The organism is Aliamphritea spongicola, assembly GCF_017051665.1.
Classification (GTDB): domain Bacteria; phylum Pseudomonadota; class Gammaproteobacteria; order Pseudomonadales; family Balneatricaceae; genus Amphritea; species Amphritea spongicola.
This window is the reverse complement of record NZ_JAFIDL010000004.1, coordinates 254,524-269,260: the sequence shown is the minus strand read 5'-3', so window position 1 is coordinate 269,260 and position 14,737 is coordinate 254,524. Positions and strand designations below refer to the sequence as shown.

Genomic DNA, 14,737 nt, shown 5'->3' with positions numbered 1-14,737 from the left:
TCAATGTTACTCCTTCTAACCGATTGGTTAGCACAACACTTTTCCAGCTTTACCGTATTCAGTTATCTGACGTTACGGGGGATTTTGGGAGTACTGACTGCGCTTGCGATTTCTCTGATGCTCGGGCCGTTACTGATCCGCACCCTGAAAATGAAACAGATTGGCCAGTCTGTACGTGATGACGGTCCGCAGTCACATCTGAGCAAAGCCGGCACGCCGACCATGGGTGGTGCACTTATTCTGCTGGCAATTATGATTAGCAGTTTATTGTGGGGTGATCTGACCAACCGTTATGTATGGGTGGTACTGATTGTGACCTTTATATTCGGTGCGGTTGGCTGGGTAGATGATTACCGCATGGTGATTGAGAAAAATTCCCGCGGTCTGCCTGCCCGCTGGAAATATTTCTGGCAGTCGGTTGGTGGTATCGGCGCGGCGGTGTTCCTGTACATGACGGCCAACTCCCCAATTGAAACTCAGCTGATTATCCCGGTATTTAAAGATGTCGCGATCGAGATGGGCATCTTCTATATCGTATTCACCTATTTTGTCATCGTCGGGAGCTCCAATGCAGTAAACCTGACGGATGGTTTGGACGGTCTTGCCATCTTACCGACTGTGCTGGTAGCGGGTGCGCTGGCGATTTTTGCTTATCTGAGCGGCCACGTGCAGTTCGCAAACTACCTGAACATTCCATATCTGCCGGGCTCCGGTGAGCTGATTATTATCTGTGGTTCGATTGTTGGTGCCGGGCTTGGTTTTCTGTGGTTTAACGCATATCCGGCGCAGGTATTCATGGGGGATGTGGGCGCGTTGGCACTGGGGGCAGCGCTGGGTGTGATTGCCGTAATTGTCCGTCAGGAACTGGTATTGCTGATCATGGGCGGTGTGTTTGTGATCGAAACCGTATCGGTGATCTTGCAGGTGGCTTCATTCAAGCTGACCGGCCGGCGTATTTTCCGTATGGCACCGCTGCATCACCACTTTGAACTTAAGGGCTGGCCTGAACCGCGGGTCATTGTTCGTTTCTGGATCATTACAGTTGTACTGGTACTGATCGGTCTGGCAACACTGAAGATTCGCTGAGAATCAGAGGAATAAATCGCTGTGACGCTGATTGCATCTGATAACCGCCGTATCGTCATCGGGTTAGGACAAACCGGGCTTTCATGCGCTCGGTTTCTGGCTTGTGAAGGGTTGCCGTTTGCGCTGATGGATACCAGAGACGTACCACCGAATCTGGAGGCGATAAAAGCTGAGTTTCCGCAAGCTGAACTGTATTGCGGTCCGCTGAATGCAGATGTGCTTTGTGCGGCGGATGAGTTATTACTGAGCCCGGGAGTAGCAAAAGATCAGCCTGCCATTCAGCAGGCGGTTGATGCCGGGGTTAAGTTATCCGGTGATATTGATTTGTTTTGCAGGCAGATCAGTGCGCCTGTGATTGCCATTACCGGTTCAAATGCTAAGAGTACTGTGACCAGTCTGGTTGGTCAGATGGCACAGGATGCCGGTATCGATACCGGAATTGGCGGAAATCTCGGTACCCCCGTACTGGATATGCTGGCTGCAGGTGAGCAGGCGCTGTATGTCCTGGAGTTGTCCAGCTTTCAGCTGGAAACCACACACGACCTGCGTCCGGCTGTTGCGACAGTACTGAATATCAGCCCGGATCATCTGGATCGCTATAACAACGATATGCAGCTGTATTATCAGGCGAAGCACCGGATTTTCCGTGGGGCACAGCAGGTGGTTACAAACCGTGATGATGCCCTGACCAGTCCGTTATTGCCTGAACAGGTTAAGCGTTTCAGTTTTGGACTGGATAAGCCAGATTTGAAAGACTTCGGCGTTATAGAGCAAAACGGTGAAGCATGGCTGGCTAAAGGGCTGCAGGGGCTGATGCCGTTAAGTGCTATGAAGCTGAAGGGTGATCATAACGTTGCCAATGCTTTGGCAGCACTGGCACTTGGCGATGCGGTTGATCTGCCGATGGCCGTTATGCTGAAAACGCTTCAGACCTTTGCCGGGTTACGTCACCGTTGTCAGTGGGTCAGAGAGCTGGATGGTGTCAGCTATTTCAACGATTCGAAGGGGACAAATGTCGGAGCAACGGAAGCTGCCCTGAATGGTTTGGGTGCAACGCTGGAAAATAATCAAAAGATTATTCTGATTGCCGGTGGGCAGGGGAAAGGTGCTGAATTCGGTGCACTGACTGCTCCGTTGGCGAAGCACAGCCGCGCGCTGGTTTTGATTGGTGAAGATGCAGATAAACTGGCTGCCGTTACTGATCTGGATAAGTATTTTGCTGACAGTATGTCAGCAGCAGTTAAGCAGGCACAGGCATTAGCAGAGCCAGGGGATATCGTATTGCTCTCTCCTGCCTGTGCCAGCTTTGATATGTTCGCCAGCTTTACCGCCCGCGGTGATGCCTTTTGCGATGAGGTGTTGGCGCTGTGAGTATGTTTAGCCGCTTAACCGGACGGGGCGTCGCTGGTGCTTCACAGCCGTTAGTACCTGTGAATCAGGTGTTACCGTTTGATGCCTGGTTGTTGGCGGCGGCACTGAGCCTGATGTTAATTGGTTTTGTGATGATCAGCTCGGCATCAATTGAAGTGGCTTCAGTAAAAAATGATAACCCCTTCTTTTATATGATCCGACATGGGATTTTTATTGTGATGGGGCTGACCGGTGCGGTGATTGTATCGAAAATTCCTATGGCAATGTGGCAGCGAAGCGGTCCGTGGTTATTGTTCCTTGGGTTGGCGTTGCTGGTATTGGTATTGCTGATTGGCCGGGAGGTAAACGGCAGTACCCGCTGGATTGGCTTCGGTCCGATTAACCTGCAAGCCTCAGAAATTGCCAAGTTCAGCATGGTGATTTATCTGGCAGGCTATCTGGTACGGCGTTTATCTGAAGTGCGTTCCAGCTGGAAGGGCGTTGCCAAGCCGGCGTTGCCACTGGCGTTTTTTGTGTTGTTGCTGATTCTGGAACCGGACTTTGGTGCGGCGGTTGTATTGATGGGCACCGTAATGGGAATGATTTTTCTCGGTGGCATGAAGTTTGGTCAGTTTCTGTTGGTGGTAACCGGGTGTTTATCAGTCATTGCCACATTGGCTGTTGTACAGCCTTATCGGATGCAGCGGTTACAGACATTTCTTGACCCCTGGGCTGATCCTTACGGCAGTGGATATCAGTTAGCGCAGGCTCAGATCGCATTTGGTCGCGGAGACTGGTTTGGAACCGGGCTGGGGAACAGCGTACAGAAGCTGTTTTATCTGCCGGAGGCGCATACGGATTTTGTGTTTTCTGTATTGGCGGAAGAAATGGGCGGTGTTGGTGCACTGTTCGTGGTCGTGCTGTATGTGATTCTGGTGTTACGGATTTTCAGTATCGGACGCCAGGCTGAAAAGCAGGAACAGTTTTTTATGAGTTACGTGGCCTATGGCTTTGGCATCATGCTGGCGGCCCAGGCGCTGATTAACATTGGGGTAAATGTTGGTGCGCTACCGACAAAAGGTTTAACGCTGCCATTGCTGAGTTACGGGGGCAGTAGTTTGTTGGTATGTGCAGCCATGCTGGCCATGGTGTTACGAATTGATTATGAGTTAAAGATATTGCGGTTAAAGAAAGACAGCGGCGAAGAAGCCACAGCTAAACAGAAGATCAGTAAAAAGAAAGCGGCAACTGATGTGTCATCAGAATACGGAAAATCCCCGGAGGCGATGAATGTCGGCAGCGCATAAAACATTATTGGTGATGGCTGGCGGGACAGGCGGTCACGTGTTTCCGGCGCTTGCCTGTGCGGATGTTCTGCGGGAGCAGGGGATAAATGTTGAATGGCTGGGCACGGCTGCGGGTATTGAAGCCCGGGTTGTACCGGATGCAGACATAAAACTGCATTGTATTGATGTAACTGGGTTAAGGGGCAAAGGCAAACTGAGCCTGTTACTGGCACCTTTTAAATTAATGAAGGCCTGCTATCAGGCATTGAAGGTGTTACGTCGGGTAAAGCCGGACGCTGTGCTGGGTATGGGCGGTTTTGCTTCCGGACCGGGAGGTGCCGCTGCTTATCTGACCGGGGTGCCTGTCATCGTGCATGAGCAGAATGCTGCTGCCGGAATGACGAATAAGCTGCTGTCTAAAGTCGCCAGTGTGGTAATGGAGGCTTTTGGTGGGGCGTTTAACAGTAATCTGAAGACTCAGGTTGTCGGTAACCCGGTAAGAGGAAATATCCTGCAATTACCTGAGCCTGGCGTTCGTTTTGCACAGCGAAGCGGCGCGATACGTTTACTTGTTGTGGGTGGAAGTTTAGGTGCGCAGGCGATTAATACCCTGCTGCCTGAAGTCCTGAAAGATCTGCCGGAATCACAGTTTGAAGTATTGCATCAGGCAGGAAGACGCAACATTGAAGCCACTGAACTGGCTTATGAAACGGCCGGTTTAAACGGTCGGGAAAATATCCGGGTGGTGGACTTTATCGACCGGATGGATGAGGCCTATGGCTGGGCAGATATTGTTTTATGCCGGGCGGGTGCGCTAACCGTCAGTGAACTTAGTATTGCAGGGGCAGCGGCTATTCTTGTGCCATTTCCTCATGCAGTTGATGACCATCAGACCGGTAATGCGCGTTATCTGTCTGAGCAGGGCGCAGCGATTTTAGTGCAGCAGAGAGATCTGGATAAAGCGCGGTTAAAGACACTGCTGACAGATGAACTGTCGCAGCGGGATAAATTATTAGAGATGGCGCAGGCGGCCAAAAGCTTGGGTCGGCCTGAGGCAACTGAAATTGTTGCCAATGCATGCCTGGAGGAAATGAAATAATGACACAGTCAACAGTGACAAGACACGATGTACCTGAAATGCGCCGGATCCGGCGGATACATTTTGTCGGTATCGGCGGCGTGGGTATGTGCGGCATTGCCGAAGTCTTGCTGAACCAGGGATATCAGATCAGTGGTTCAGATATTAAAGTGTCTGCCACGACTGAGCATCTGGCCTCAATGGGCGCTGAAATTTTCATTGGCCACAGTGAAGACAATATTACCGCCGCCAATGTTGTGGTTACTTCTACTGCTGTAAACGAAGAAAACCCTGAAGTTAAGGCAGCACGTGAACGCCGTATACCGGTCGTGCGCCGGGCAGAAATGCTGGCGGAGCTGATGCGTTACCGTCACGGTGTTGCGGTGGCTGGCACTCACGGTAAGACTACGACCACGAGCCTGATTGCTTCGGTAATGGCCGAAGGCAAGCTTGATCCGACTTTTGTCATCGGTGGCCGGCTGAACAGTGCCGGTACCAACGCCAAGCTGGGGGGGAGCCGTTATCTGGTCGCAGAAGCCGATGAAAGTGATGCTTCCTTCCTGCACCTTCAGCCTATGGTGGCGATTGTTACTAATATAGATGCCGACCATATGGATACCTATGGTGGTGATTTCGGCAAGCTGAAAAAAACCTTTGTGGATTTTTTGCACAACCTGCCTTTCTACGGGCTGGCGGTACTTTGCAATGATGATCCAGTTGTCCGGGAGATTATGCCGGAAATCGGCCGCCCGATGGTGACATATGGTATTGAGGAAGGTGCAGATTATCGCGCGGTCAATATCAGCCAGCACGGTATGCATACGCACTTTACAGTCACCCGTCCGGATGGTCGTCCTGATCTGCAGGTGACTCTGAATATGCCGGGGTACCACAATGTCTTGAATGCCCTGGCAACCATTGCAGTGGCCAGTGATGAAGGCATTGACGATGCGGCTATCAGTAAGGCGCTGGAAAATTTCCAGGGCGTCGGACGCCGTTTTCAGGTATTGGGTGATATTCCGGTTGAAGGCGGTGACGTTATGCTGGTAGATGATTATGGTCACCACCCACGTGAGGTTCAGGCAACGGTTAAAGCAGTTAAAGATGGCTGGCCAGATCGCCGTCTGGTCATGATTAACCAGCCACACCGGTACAGCCGTACCCGTGATCTGTATGAAGACTTTGTTCAGGTCTTGTCTGATGTTGATGTGTTGTTATTGATGGAGGTCTACGCTGCCGGCGAGGAGCCGGTTGCAGGGGCAGACAGCCGTAGTCTTTGCCGCAGTATTCGTCAGCGGGGCAGCATTGATCCGGTGTTTGTTGAGTCACTGGATGCCGTGCCTGAAATTCTTAAAAACCTGTTGCAACCGGGTGATTTATTACTGACTCAGGGAGCCGGTGATATCACAGCGCTGGCACACCGGTTAGCCTCACTTGATCTGAGCACCGCACAGGAGAGTTGATATGGCTGAATATCGTATTGATGCGCAGTTACAGGACCGTTTTGGTCGGGTTGCTGTTATTTATGGCGGGAACTCGGCAGAGCGTTCGGTATCGCTGAAGAGCGGAGCAGAGGTACTGAAAGCGCTGCAGAGTGCCGGTGTGAACGCGTTCGGTCTGGATTTATGCGGTGACGGCGAAAACCTGGTTGATGGTTTATCACCGGTCCAGCAGTTAATGGATGCGGACTTTGATCGGGCATTTCTGATTCTGCACGGCCGTGGCGGTGAAGATGGCACCCTGCAGGGGCTGCTGGAGATTATGGGTAAGCCCTATACCGGCAGCGGTGTAATGGCATCCTCTCTGGGGATGGATAAGGTGAAGTGCAAGCAAATCTGGCAGGGTGCTGGCATGCCTACTCCTGCTTATGAGTTGCTGACTGCTGGCAGTGATTTTTCTGCTGTGGCTGAGCGCCTTAGCTTTCCGGTCATCGTTAAACCTGCTCACGAAGGCTCCAGTATCGGCATGAGTAAAGTTACGGACATTACAGGGCTGGAAACAGCTTACGCTGAGGCGGCCAAATATGACCGGGCAGTATTGGCTGAACAGTGGATCGAAGGGCCTGAGTTTACTGTTACGGTAATCAACGGTGAGGCGTTGCCGGTTATCCGGCTGGAAACACCGAATGATTTTTATGATTTCGAAGCTAAGTATCAGTCTGATGACACGCAGTATCATTTTGATAACGAGCTGAGTAATGCTGAGGTAGCTGAACTTCAGGCTCTGGCAGTGAATGCGTTCAATATGGTGGGCTGTAAAGACTGGGGGCGGGTCGATGTGATGCAGCTACCCGGTGTTGGATTCCAATTGTTGGAAGTGAATACGCTGCCGGGGATGACTGATCATAGTCTGGTGCCGATGGCGGGCCGTAAAGCCGGTATCAGCTTTGAAGAGCTGGTGGTTAAGATCTTGCGGGGAACATTGTAAGTATGACGGCTACAGAACAGCAGGATATCGCCAGCCAGGCACCCAGAGGGGCGTCACGCACCCGGGTTAAGGCTGAGCCTGAGTCTGTGGCTGCTGAAAAGCATACCTGGCGTTTCTCTGTATCCTGGCAAACTGACTGGTGGTTAAAGCCTGTTACTTTGCTGACTGCGGTGCTGGTGTTTGTTGCTTTGGCCGGGAGTGCGACAGATAAGTTGTATGTCTGGCTTGATCAGCCGGTGACGCATCTGACCGTCAAAGGTCAGACACGCTTTCTGGATAAAACGGATTTGGCGAATAAAAGTCTGGCGGCCGTAAACGGCGGTCTGATGTCGGCGGATATAGATCGGGTTAAAGCTGAAGCGCAGGCGCATCCCTGGGTATATCAGGTCAATGTGGAGCGTCAGTGGCCGGCAAGTCTGGTACTTGAAGTAAAGGAAGAAGTACCGGTGGCGCGCTGGGGAGGCAATGGCCTGCTGAACCATGAAGGGGATATTTTCTGGCCGGAAGGCTCAGATGAGTACCAGCAGTTACCTCTGCTTGAAGGCCCTTCCAGTAATACTGCTCAAATGATGGCGCAGTATTACGAATTGAGCCAGCGCTTGCGGCATTTGTCGTTACAGGTGGATTCTTTGCAGATGGAAGCGCGGGGAGCCTGGTCACTGAAACTGAAAAACGGTGTGACTCTGGTGCTCGGACGTGAAGATTTAGTAGGCAGGCTGGAGCGGTTTGTCAGCCTGTATCAGTTGAGATTAAAGGATGATGTTGAGGCTGGTCGAATCGACCGAATCGACGTTCGCTATGAAAATGGTGTGGCAGTTAAATGGCGGCCACATCCGGAAAACACTGCTGATTTAGGTTAAAGCAGATTAGAGACAAGTGGGTAGGTAGTTCGTGAATGAGCCTGGAAATAATATGATTGTCGCCCTGGATATCGGTACGTCCAAGGTGGTCTGTCTGGTTGCAGAAATCAGTCCTGATGGAGGGATTGATATTGTTGGTATTGGCTCGCATGTATCCCGCGGTCTGAAACGTGGTGTTGTTGTAAATATAGAGTCGACAGTGCAGTCCATTCAGCGTGCAGTTGAAGAAGCTGAGCTAATGGCTGGCTGTAAAATTCACTCGGTCACAGTGGGTGTGGCGGGAAGCCATATTAAGAGTATGAACTCCCATGGCATCGTTGCTGTACGTGACCGGGAAGTGATGGATTATGATCTTGAGCGGGTGCTGGATGCTGCTCAGGCGGTGGCAATTCCTGCAGATGAAAAGATTCTGCATATCCTGCCTCAGGAGTATGTGATTGATAATCAGGAAGGTATTCGTGAGCCGCTGGGTATGTCAGGAGTGCGCCTGGAAGCCAAGGTGCATCTGGTAACCGGTGCCGTGAATGCGGTGCAAAATATTGAGAAGTGTGTTCAGCGCTGCGGCCTGGAAGTTGATAACAGTGTGCTGGAGCAGTTGGCTTCCAGCTATTCGGTTCTTACTGAAGACGAGAAAGAGCTCGGTGTCTGTATGGTGGATATGGGCGGAGGTACGACTGATATTGCTGTGTTTACTGCCGGTGCTATCCGTCATACAGCTGTTATTCCGATTGCCGGTGATCAGGTTACCAATGATATTGCCATGGCATTACGGACGCCGACGCAGCATGCGGAAGACGTAAAGAAGAAATATGCCTGCTGTCTGGCTCAGTTAACCGGTCCGGAAGAAATGATCAAGGTTGCGAGTGTGGGAGATCGTCCGGCACGGGATTTATCCCGTCAGGCGCTCGCTGAGGTAGTAGAGCCGCGATATGACGAGTTGTTTACTCTGATTCAGGCGGAGCTGCGCCGTAGCGGTTTTGAAGACATGATCGCTGCCGGCATTGTACTTACCGGTGGGACAGCCAAGATGGAAGGTGCTGTAGAGCTTGCTGAAGAAGTGTTCCATATGCCGGTTCGTCTGGCATTGCCGAAGGGGGTACGGGGCATGGAAGATATTCTTGCCAGCCCGATTTATGCCACAGGTATCGGGTTGTTACAGCATGCTCAGCGGGAGTTACCTGCGGGTGCTGCGCAACACAGTTTTAAAGCAGAGCATCCTGTTAGCGAGCCACGTGAACCTGCAGAGCCGCTGCTTAACCGTATGAAAGCATGGTTTGCGAGAAATTTTTAAGTGTTTGTTTGGTAATTACAGGCACTGCCCCGTAGGGGCAAAACGAAATTATAAGATACAAAGAGTTTACAGAAGCCGGTGTGGGTCAGGCACTGAATCTGGAGGAAAGGGATATGTTTGAATTAGTAAATGATCTCGCGCAGAACGCGGTGATTAAAGTAGTAGGCGTTGGCGGCGGTGGCGGTAACGCGGTTCAGCATATGGTATCAACAGATGTTGATGGGGTTGATTTCATTTGTGCGAATACCGATGCACAGGCACTGGACCGTATGCAGGCGAAAACCCTGTTGCAGATCGGTGCGCAAATGACGAAAGGCCTGGGGGCCGGCGCGGATCCGAATATTGGCCGTAAAGCAGCGGTTGATGACCGTGAAAAAATTGCAGAGATGCTGCACGGTGCGGATATGGTATTCATTACTGCAGGCATGGGCGGAGGCACAGGTACAGGCGCTGCGCCAATTGTTGCAGAAGTGGCAAAAGAGCTGGGTATTCTGACGGTTGCTGTGGTCACTAAGCCGTTCCCGTTCGAAGGCAAGAAGCGGGTTCAGTATGCCGAAGACGGTATCCGTGAATTACGGGAAAATGTTGATTCACTGATAATCGTACCGAATGAAAAGCTGATGCAGGCTCTGGGACGCCAGTGCACACTGATCAATGCTTTCAATGCCGCTAATGATGTACTGAAAGGTGCGGTGCAGGGGATTGCCGATCTGATTATCCGTCCGGGTATGATCAACGTCGACTTTGCGGACGTGCGTACTGTGATGTCTGAAATGGGGACGGCCATGATGGGGTCCGGTACTGCCCGCGGAGAAAACCGGGGTACGGAGGCGGCGAACGCGGCGATCAGCAGCCCGCTGCTGGAAGATATCGACCTGCACGGCGCGCGGGGTATCCTGGTTAATATTACCGCTGGTCCTGACTTGGGACTGGGGGAGTTTTCAGAAGTCGGTCAGGTGGTAGAAGAAATTGCTTCTGAGCAGGCAACTGTTGTAATTGGTACGGTAATCGATCCGACTCTTGAGGATGAAATCAAGGTTACGGTTGTTGCTACGGGTATTGATGGTGGCAGCGCTGCTGAAGAAACCGTGAAGGTTGTCAGCCAGAACCGAAAGCCGGATGGCAGCCTTGATCTGAAGCAACTGGAAATGCCTGCAGTACTGCGCCGTAAGGGAGAAGATTTACGGGCAGAAAATAATTTAGAGGCTGCGGAACTATCCGCACCAGCTGTGTCCAAAGAAAGTGATGGAGAGACCGATAGCGAATATCTTGATATTCCTACGTTTTTACGCCGTCAGGCAGATTAAACAGACAGCTCTGTACTGCAGATTTGATCAGGATTGACGGCGAAAAATGCGCTGTAACCGGGATTGCTGTATTGCAGCAAGTTTTGTTACAATGTCGGGTTAATATGCGACTCAAAATTTGGCAGAGAATATGATCGGACAACGCACGCTAAGAAACAGTATTAAAGCTACCGGAGTGGGGCTGCACACAGGACAGAAAGTTTACCTGACGCTGAAGCCTGCGCCGGTTAATACGGGCATTGTGTTTCGTCGGGTTGATATCGAACCTGCGGTAGAAATTCAGGCCAGTGCGAATAACGTAGGCGATACAACGCTGTCTACGAATCTGCAGAAAGGAGACGTACGTGTTTCTACGGTTGAGCATTTGTTGTCTGCGATGGCGGGTCTGGGGATTGATAATGCCTATGTTGAGCTGAGTGCTGAAGAAGTGCCGATTATGGATGGCAGCGCTGCGCCGTTTGTTTTCCTGATTCAGTCTGCCGGTATTGAAGAACAGAGTGAGCCAAAGCAGTTTATCCGTATTAAACAGGAAGTATCTGTTTCTATGGATGACAAGGTTGCAACCTTTAAGCCTTTTGATGGCTTTAAAGTAGGCTTCACAATTGATTTTGATCATCCTGCGTTTGCCGGTCGCAATATGGAAGCCAGCCTTGATTTCTCAAGTACCTCTTTTGTTAAAGAAGTAAGTCGCGCACGTACTTTTGGTTTTATGCGTGATATTGAGTACCTTCGTGCACAGAATCTGGCGCTGGGTGGCAGCATGGATAACGCTATTGTTGTGGATGATTACCGCATCCTTAACGAAGATGGTCTGCGTTATGATGATGAGTTTGTGAAGCACAAGGTTCTCGATGCGGTAGGTGATCTGTACCTGCTGGGTAAGAGCCTGATCGGTGAATTCCATGGCTTTAAGTCCGGACATTATTTAAACAACCTGCTGTTACGTAAGTTGCTGGAAAATGAAGAAGCTTGGGAAGTGGTTACTTTTGAAGATCAGGACTCAGCGGTGCCAATTTCATACCTGAAGCCTATTCTGGCATAAGGTAAAATTGCCTGCGGGCAGCACAAAATATTGATTAAAACCGGGTTTAGGCCCGGTTTTTTTATGTCTTTGAAAATATTCACGGTTGAGATTCAACTTATTGCCCCAATAGAGGTAGAATGCTTGGCCAATAATAGTTTAGAACAGCGGCATAGGTTTCAGCCGCTCACGTGTCTCAAGGGTTAAAAGTCACATTATGCTCACCTCGATGTTAAAGAAAGTTTTTGGTAGTAAGAATGATCGTGAACTCAAGCGGATGGGAAAGATCGTTAAACAGATCAATGCCCTTGAAGCTGACCTTGAGTCTCTCAGTGATGAACAGCTGAAGCTGAAGACTGAAGAATTCAAACAAAGACTGTCTGAAGGACAGTCGCTTGAACAGATTCTCCCTGAAGCGTTCGCAACAGTCCGTGAAGCGTCTAAGCGTGTGATGGGAATGCGTCACTTTGACGTGCAGTTTATCGGTGGTATTACCCTGCACGAAGGCAAGGTTGCAGAGATGCGTACCGGTGAAGGTAAAACCCTGGTAGCAACTGCACCTGTTTATCTGCGGGCTCTTACAGGTAAAGGCGTTCATGTTGTAACGGTAAACGATTATCTGGCCAGCCGTGATGCCGAGTGGATGCGTCCGCTATATGAATCGCTGGGCTTGAGTGTCGGTGTGATTCTGTCTGGCCAGGACCCTGAAAGTAAGCGTGCAGCCTATCAGGCGGATATCACCTACGGTACGAACAATGAGTTTGGTTTTGATTACCTGCGCGACAACATGGCGTTCAGCGTAGAAGAGAAAGTACAGCGAGACTTCCATTACGCCGTTGTGGATGAAGTTGACTCCATTCTTATCGATGAAGCCCGTACCCCACTGATCATTTCAGGTCCGGCTGAAGACAGTTCTGAGCTTTACCGCCAGATGAATACGCTGATTCCGGGCTTACGCCGTTTTGAAGGTGAGATTGATCCAAAGAGTGAAGAAGAAGTTGACGGTGACTTTGCTGTTGATGAGAAGAACAAGAGTGTTGAACTGACTGAACAGGGTCACCAGAAGATTGAAGAAGTTCTGGTTGAAAAAGGCATTCTGGGCGAAGGTGAGAGCCTGTACGCCCCACATAACCTAAGCCTGTTACACCACGTGCTGGCTGCTCTTCGTGCGCACAACCTTTTCCAGCGGGATATTGATTATATTGTTCAGGATGGTCAGGTGGTCATCGTTGATGAGCATACCGGCCGGATCATGCCTGGCCGTCGCTGGTCTGAGGGTTTGCACCAGGCAGTTGAAGCAAAAGAAGGTGTACACATTAATCAGGAAAGTCAGACTCTGGCTTCTACTACTTTCCAGAACTATTTTCGCCTGTATGAAACCCTGGCCGGTATGACCGGTACAGCGGATACAGAAGCATTCGAATTACGTCAGATTTATGCGTTGGATGTTGTGGTTATTCCGACCAACGTACCGGTTGCTCGAATTGATTATAACGATCTGGTATTCCTGACAGTGGCGGAAAAGTACGAAGCCATTGTGAAGGAAATTGAAGAGTGTGTGAAACAGGAGCGTCCGGTACTGGTCGGTACAGCGTCAGTTGAATCTTCAGAACTGATTTCTGCCTTCCTGACTAAGAAGAATGTGCCACATAATGTTCTGAACGCTAAGAATCATGGTCGCGAGGCGGGTATTATCGCTGAAGCGGGTCGCCCAAGTGCGATTACCATCGCAACCAACATGGCGGGCCGTGGTACGGATATTGTATTGGGCGGTAAGCTCGATGCAGCACTTGCCAAGCTGGAAAACCCTTCTGAAGAAGAAATCGCTAAAGAAACGGCAGAATGGCAGCAGCGCCATGATGCGGTGCTGGCCGCCGGTGGTTTGCATATTATCGGTACTGAACGTCATGAGTCTCGCCGAATTGATAATCAGCTGCGTGGTCGTGCGGGTCGTCAGGGTGATAACGGTTCTTCCCGTTTCTTCCTGTCTCTCGAAGATGACCTGATGCGTATCTTTGCTTCTGAGCGGGTACGTCAGTTCATGCAGGCGCTGGGGATGGAAAAAGGTGAAGCTATCGAACATAAGATGGTTTCCAATGCGATTGAAAAAGCGCAGCGCAAAGTAGAAGGCCGTAACTACGATATTCGTAAACAGCTGCTTGAATACGATGATGTTGCCAATGATCAGCGTCGTGCGGTGTATGAGCAGCGTAATGAGCTGATGGCCAGCAGCGATGTATCTGAAACTGTAACAGCCGTTCGCAGCGAAGTGATTAATAAAGGTATCGATAACTTTATTGCACCTCAGAGCCTGGATGAGCAGTGGGATATTCCGGGACTGGAAAAACATCTTGAAAGTGAATTTGGTCTGCAGTTGCCGGTTCAGCAGTGGCTGGATACAGATGATTCGTTGCATGAAGAGTCCCTGCGTACCAAAATCGAACAGCAAATTGTTGAAGACTACCAGGCGAAGGAAGCTATGGTGGGGCTGGACAATATGCGTACCTTTGAGAAGCAGGTTATGCTGCAGGTGCTGGACACTTTATGGAAAGAGCACCTTCAGGCAATGGATCTTCTGCGTCAGGGTATTCATCTGCGGGGTTATGCACAAAAGAACCCTAAGCAGGAATACAAGCGTGAATCCTTTATCCTGTTTGAGCAGTTGCTGGAAAATATTAAGACTGACGTCGTGAAGATTCTGAGTAACGTACAGATTCGCCAGCCTGAAGAAATTGAAGCGATGGAGCGTCAGCGACGTGAGCAGGCTGAACGTCAGAAAATGGATTTTAAGCATGATGCAGAATCAGCTATGGGTAATGGCGCTGACGGTGAAGCTACTGCTGAACCTGTTGCTGAAACCTTTGTGCGTGATGAAAAAAAGGTTGGCCGTAATGAGCCTTGTCCGTGCGGTTCCGGTAAGAAATATAAGCAGTGTCACGGTAAATTAAACTGATGATACATTTCGGAGCTTCCTGAATCAGGAAGCTTCGGTAAAACATTTTTAACTTAAGAAAGCAGCCTGGCTGCTTTC

General features: G+C 50.4%; 11 protein-coding genes. All 11 read left to right on the top strand.

Annotation, left to right across the window (positions count from 1 at the left end):
• Nucleotides 1–3: 3 nt before the first annotated feature.
• The 11 genes from mraY (at nt 4) to secA (ending at nt 14,659) form a co-directional block, all read left to right on the top strand.
• Nucleotides 4–1,086 carry a phospho-N-acetylmuramoyl-pentapeptide-transferase gene (gene mraY / locus JYB63_RS14680; RefSeq protein WP_205658641.1) on the top strand — a complete coding sequence of 361 codons (1,083 nt, stop codon included), beginning with the start codon at nt 4–6 and terminating at the stop codon, nt 1,084–1,086.
• A gap of 21 nt (nt 1,087–1,107) precedes the next feature.
• Complete coding sequence (gene murD / locus JYB63_RS14675) at nt 1,108–2,457, top strand: UDP-N-acetylmuramoyl-L-alanine--D-glutamate ligase (protein ID WP_205658640.1); 1,350 nt, start codon at nt 1,108–1,110, stop codon at nt 2,455–2,457.
• 2 nt (nt 2,458–2,459) lie between these two features.
• Nucleotides 2,460–3,743, top strand: a complete 1,284-nt coding sequence (gene ftsW, locus JYB63_RS14670) for a putative lipid II flippase FtsW (protein WP_205658701.1) — start codon at nt 2,460–2,462, stop codon at nt 3,741–3,743.
• A complete protein-coding gene (gene murG, locus JYB63_RS14665; protein ID WP_205658639.1) occupies nt 3,727–4,821 on the top strand; it encodes an undecaprenyldiphospho-muramoylpentapeptide beta-N-acetylglucosaminyltransferase in 1,095 nt (364 codons plus the stop codon). Before ftsW ends, murG begins: the two co-directional genes overlap by 17 nt.
• Nucleotides 4,821–6,263 (top strand): UDP-N-acetylmuramate--L-alanine ligase, encoded by a 1,443-nt coding sequence (gene murC, locus JYB63_RS14660; protein ID WP_205658638.1) that lies wholly within the window; start codon nt 4,821–4,823, stop codon nt 6,261–6,263. Before murG ends, murC begins: the two co-directional genes overlap by 1 nt.
• A gap of 1 nt (nt 6,264) precedes the next feature.
• Nucleotides 6,265–7,227, top strand: a complete 963-nt coding sequence (locus tag JYB63_RS14655) for a D-alanine--D-alanine ligase (RefSeq protein WP_205658637.1) — start codon at nt 6,265–6,267, stop codon at nt 7,225–7,227.
• Between the two features lie 2 nt (nt 7,228–7,229).
• Nucleotides 7,230–8,087: a cell division protein FtsQ/DivIB gene (locus JYB63_RS14650; protein ID WP_205658636.1), complete on the top strand. Its 858-nt coding sequence runs from the start codon at nt 7,230–7,232 to the stop codon at nt 8,085–8,087.
• 52 nt (nt 8,088–8,139) lie between these two features.
• Complete coding sequence (gene ftsA, locus JYB63_RS14645) at nt 8,140–9,378, top strand: cell division protein FtsA (protein WP_205658635.1); 1,239 nt, start codon at nt 8,140–8,142, stop codon at nt 9,376–9,378.
• Nucleotides 9,379–9,491: 113 nt separating this feature from the next.
• A complete protein-coding gene (gene ftsZ, locus JYB63_RS14640) occupies nt 9,492–10,685 on the top strand; it encodes a cell division protein FtsZ (protein WP_205658634.1) in 1,194 nt (397 codons plus the stop codon).
• A 130-nt stretch (nt 10,686–10,815) separates the two neighbouring features.
• Nucleotides 10,816–11,727 carry a UDP-3-O-acyl-N-acetylglucosamine deacetylase gene (gene lpxC, locus JYB63_RS14635; protein WP_205658633.1) on the top strand — a complete coding sequence of 304 codons (912 nt, stop codon included), beginning with the start codon at nt 10,816–10,818 and terminating at the stop codon, nt 11,725–11,727.
• A 196-nt stretch (nt 11,728–11,923) separates the two neighbouring features.
• Nucleotides 11,924–14,659, top strand: coding sequence for a preprotein translocase subunit SecA (gene secA / locus JYB63_RS14630; protein ID WP_205658632.1), 2,736 nt, complete (start codon nt 11,924–11,926; stop codon nt 14,657–14,659).
• Nucleotides 14,660–14,737: the final 78 nt, after the last annotated feature.

Excerpts from the sequence above, each read along its gene's own strand:
- mraY (WP_205658641.1), top strand. The coding sequence starts at position 4 with ATGTTACTCCTTCTAACCGATTGGTTAGCACAACACTTTTCCAGCTTT.
- ftsW (WP_205658701.1), top strand. The coding sequence starts at position 2,460 with ATGTTTAGCCGCTTAACCGGACGGGGCGTCGCTGGTGCTTCACAGCCG.
- murG (WP_205658639.1), top strand. The coding sequence starts at position 3,727 with ATGTCGGCAGCGCATAAAACATTATTGGTGATGGCTGGCGGGACAGGC.
- murC (WP_205658638.1), top strand. The coding sequence starts at position 4,821 with ATGACACAGTCAACAGTGACAAGACACGATGTACCTGAAATGCGCCGG.
- JYB63_RS14655 (WP_205658637.1), top strand. The coding sequence starts at position 6,265 with ATGGCTGAATATCGTATTGATGCGCAGTTACAGGACCGTTTTGGTCGG.
- JYB63_RS14650 (WP_205658636.1), top strand. The coding sequence starts at position 7,230 with ATGACGGCTACAGAACAGCAGGATATCGCCAGCCAGGCACCCAGAGGG.
- ftsA (WP_205658635.1), top strand. The coding sequence starts at position 8,140 with ATGATTGTCGCCCTGGATATCGGTACGTCCAAGGTGGTCTGTCTGGTT.
- ftsZ (WP_205658634.1), top strand. The coding sequence starts at position 9,492 with ATGTTTGAATTAGTAAATGATCTCGCGCAGAACGCGGTGATTAAAGTA.
- lpxC (WP_205658633.1), top strand. The coding sequence starts at position 10,816 with ATGATCGGACAACGCACGCTAAGAAACAGTATTAAAGCTACCGGAGTG.
- secA (WP_205658632.1), top strand. The coding sequence starts at position 11,924 with ATGCTCACCTCGATGTTAAAGAAAGTTTTTGGTAGTAAGAATGATCGT.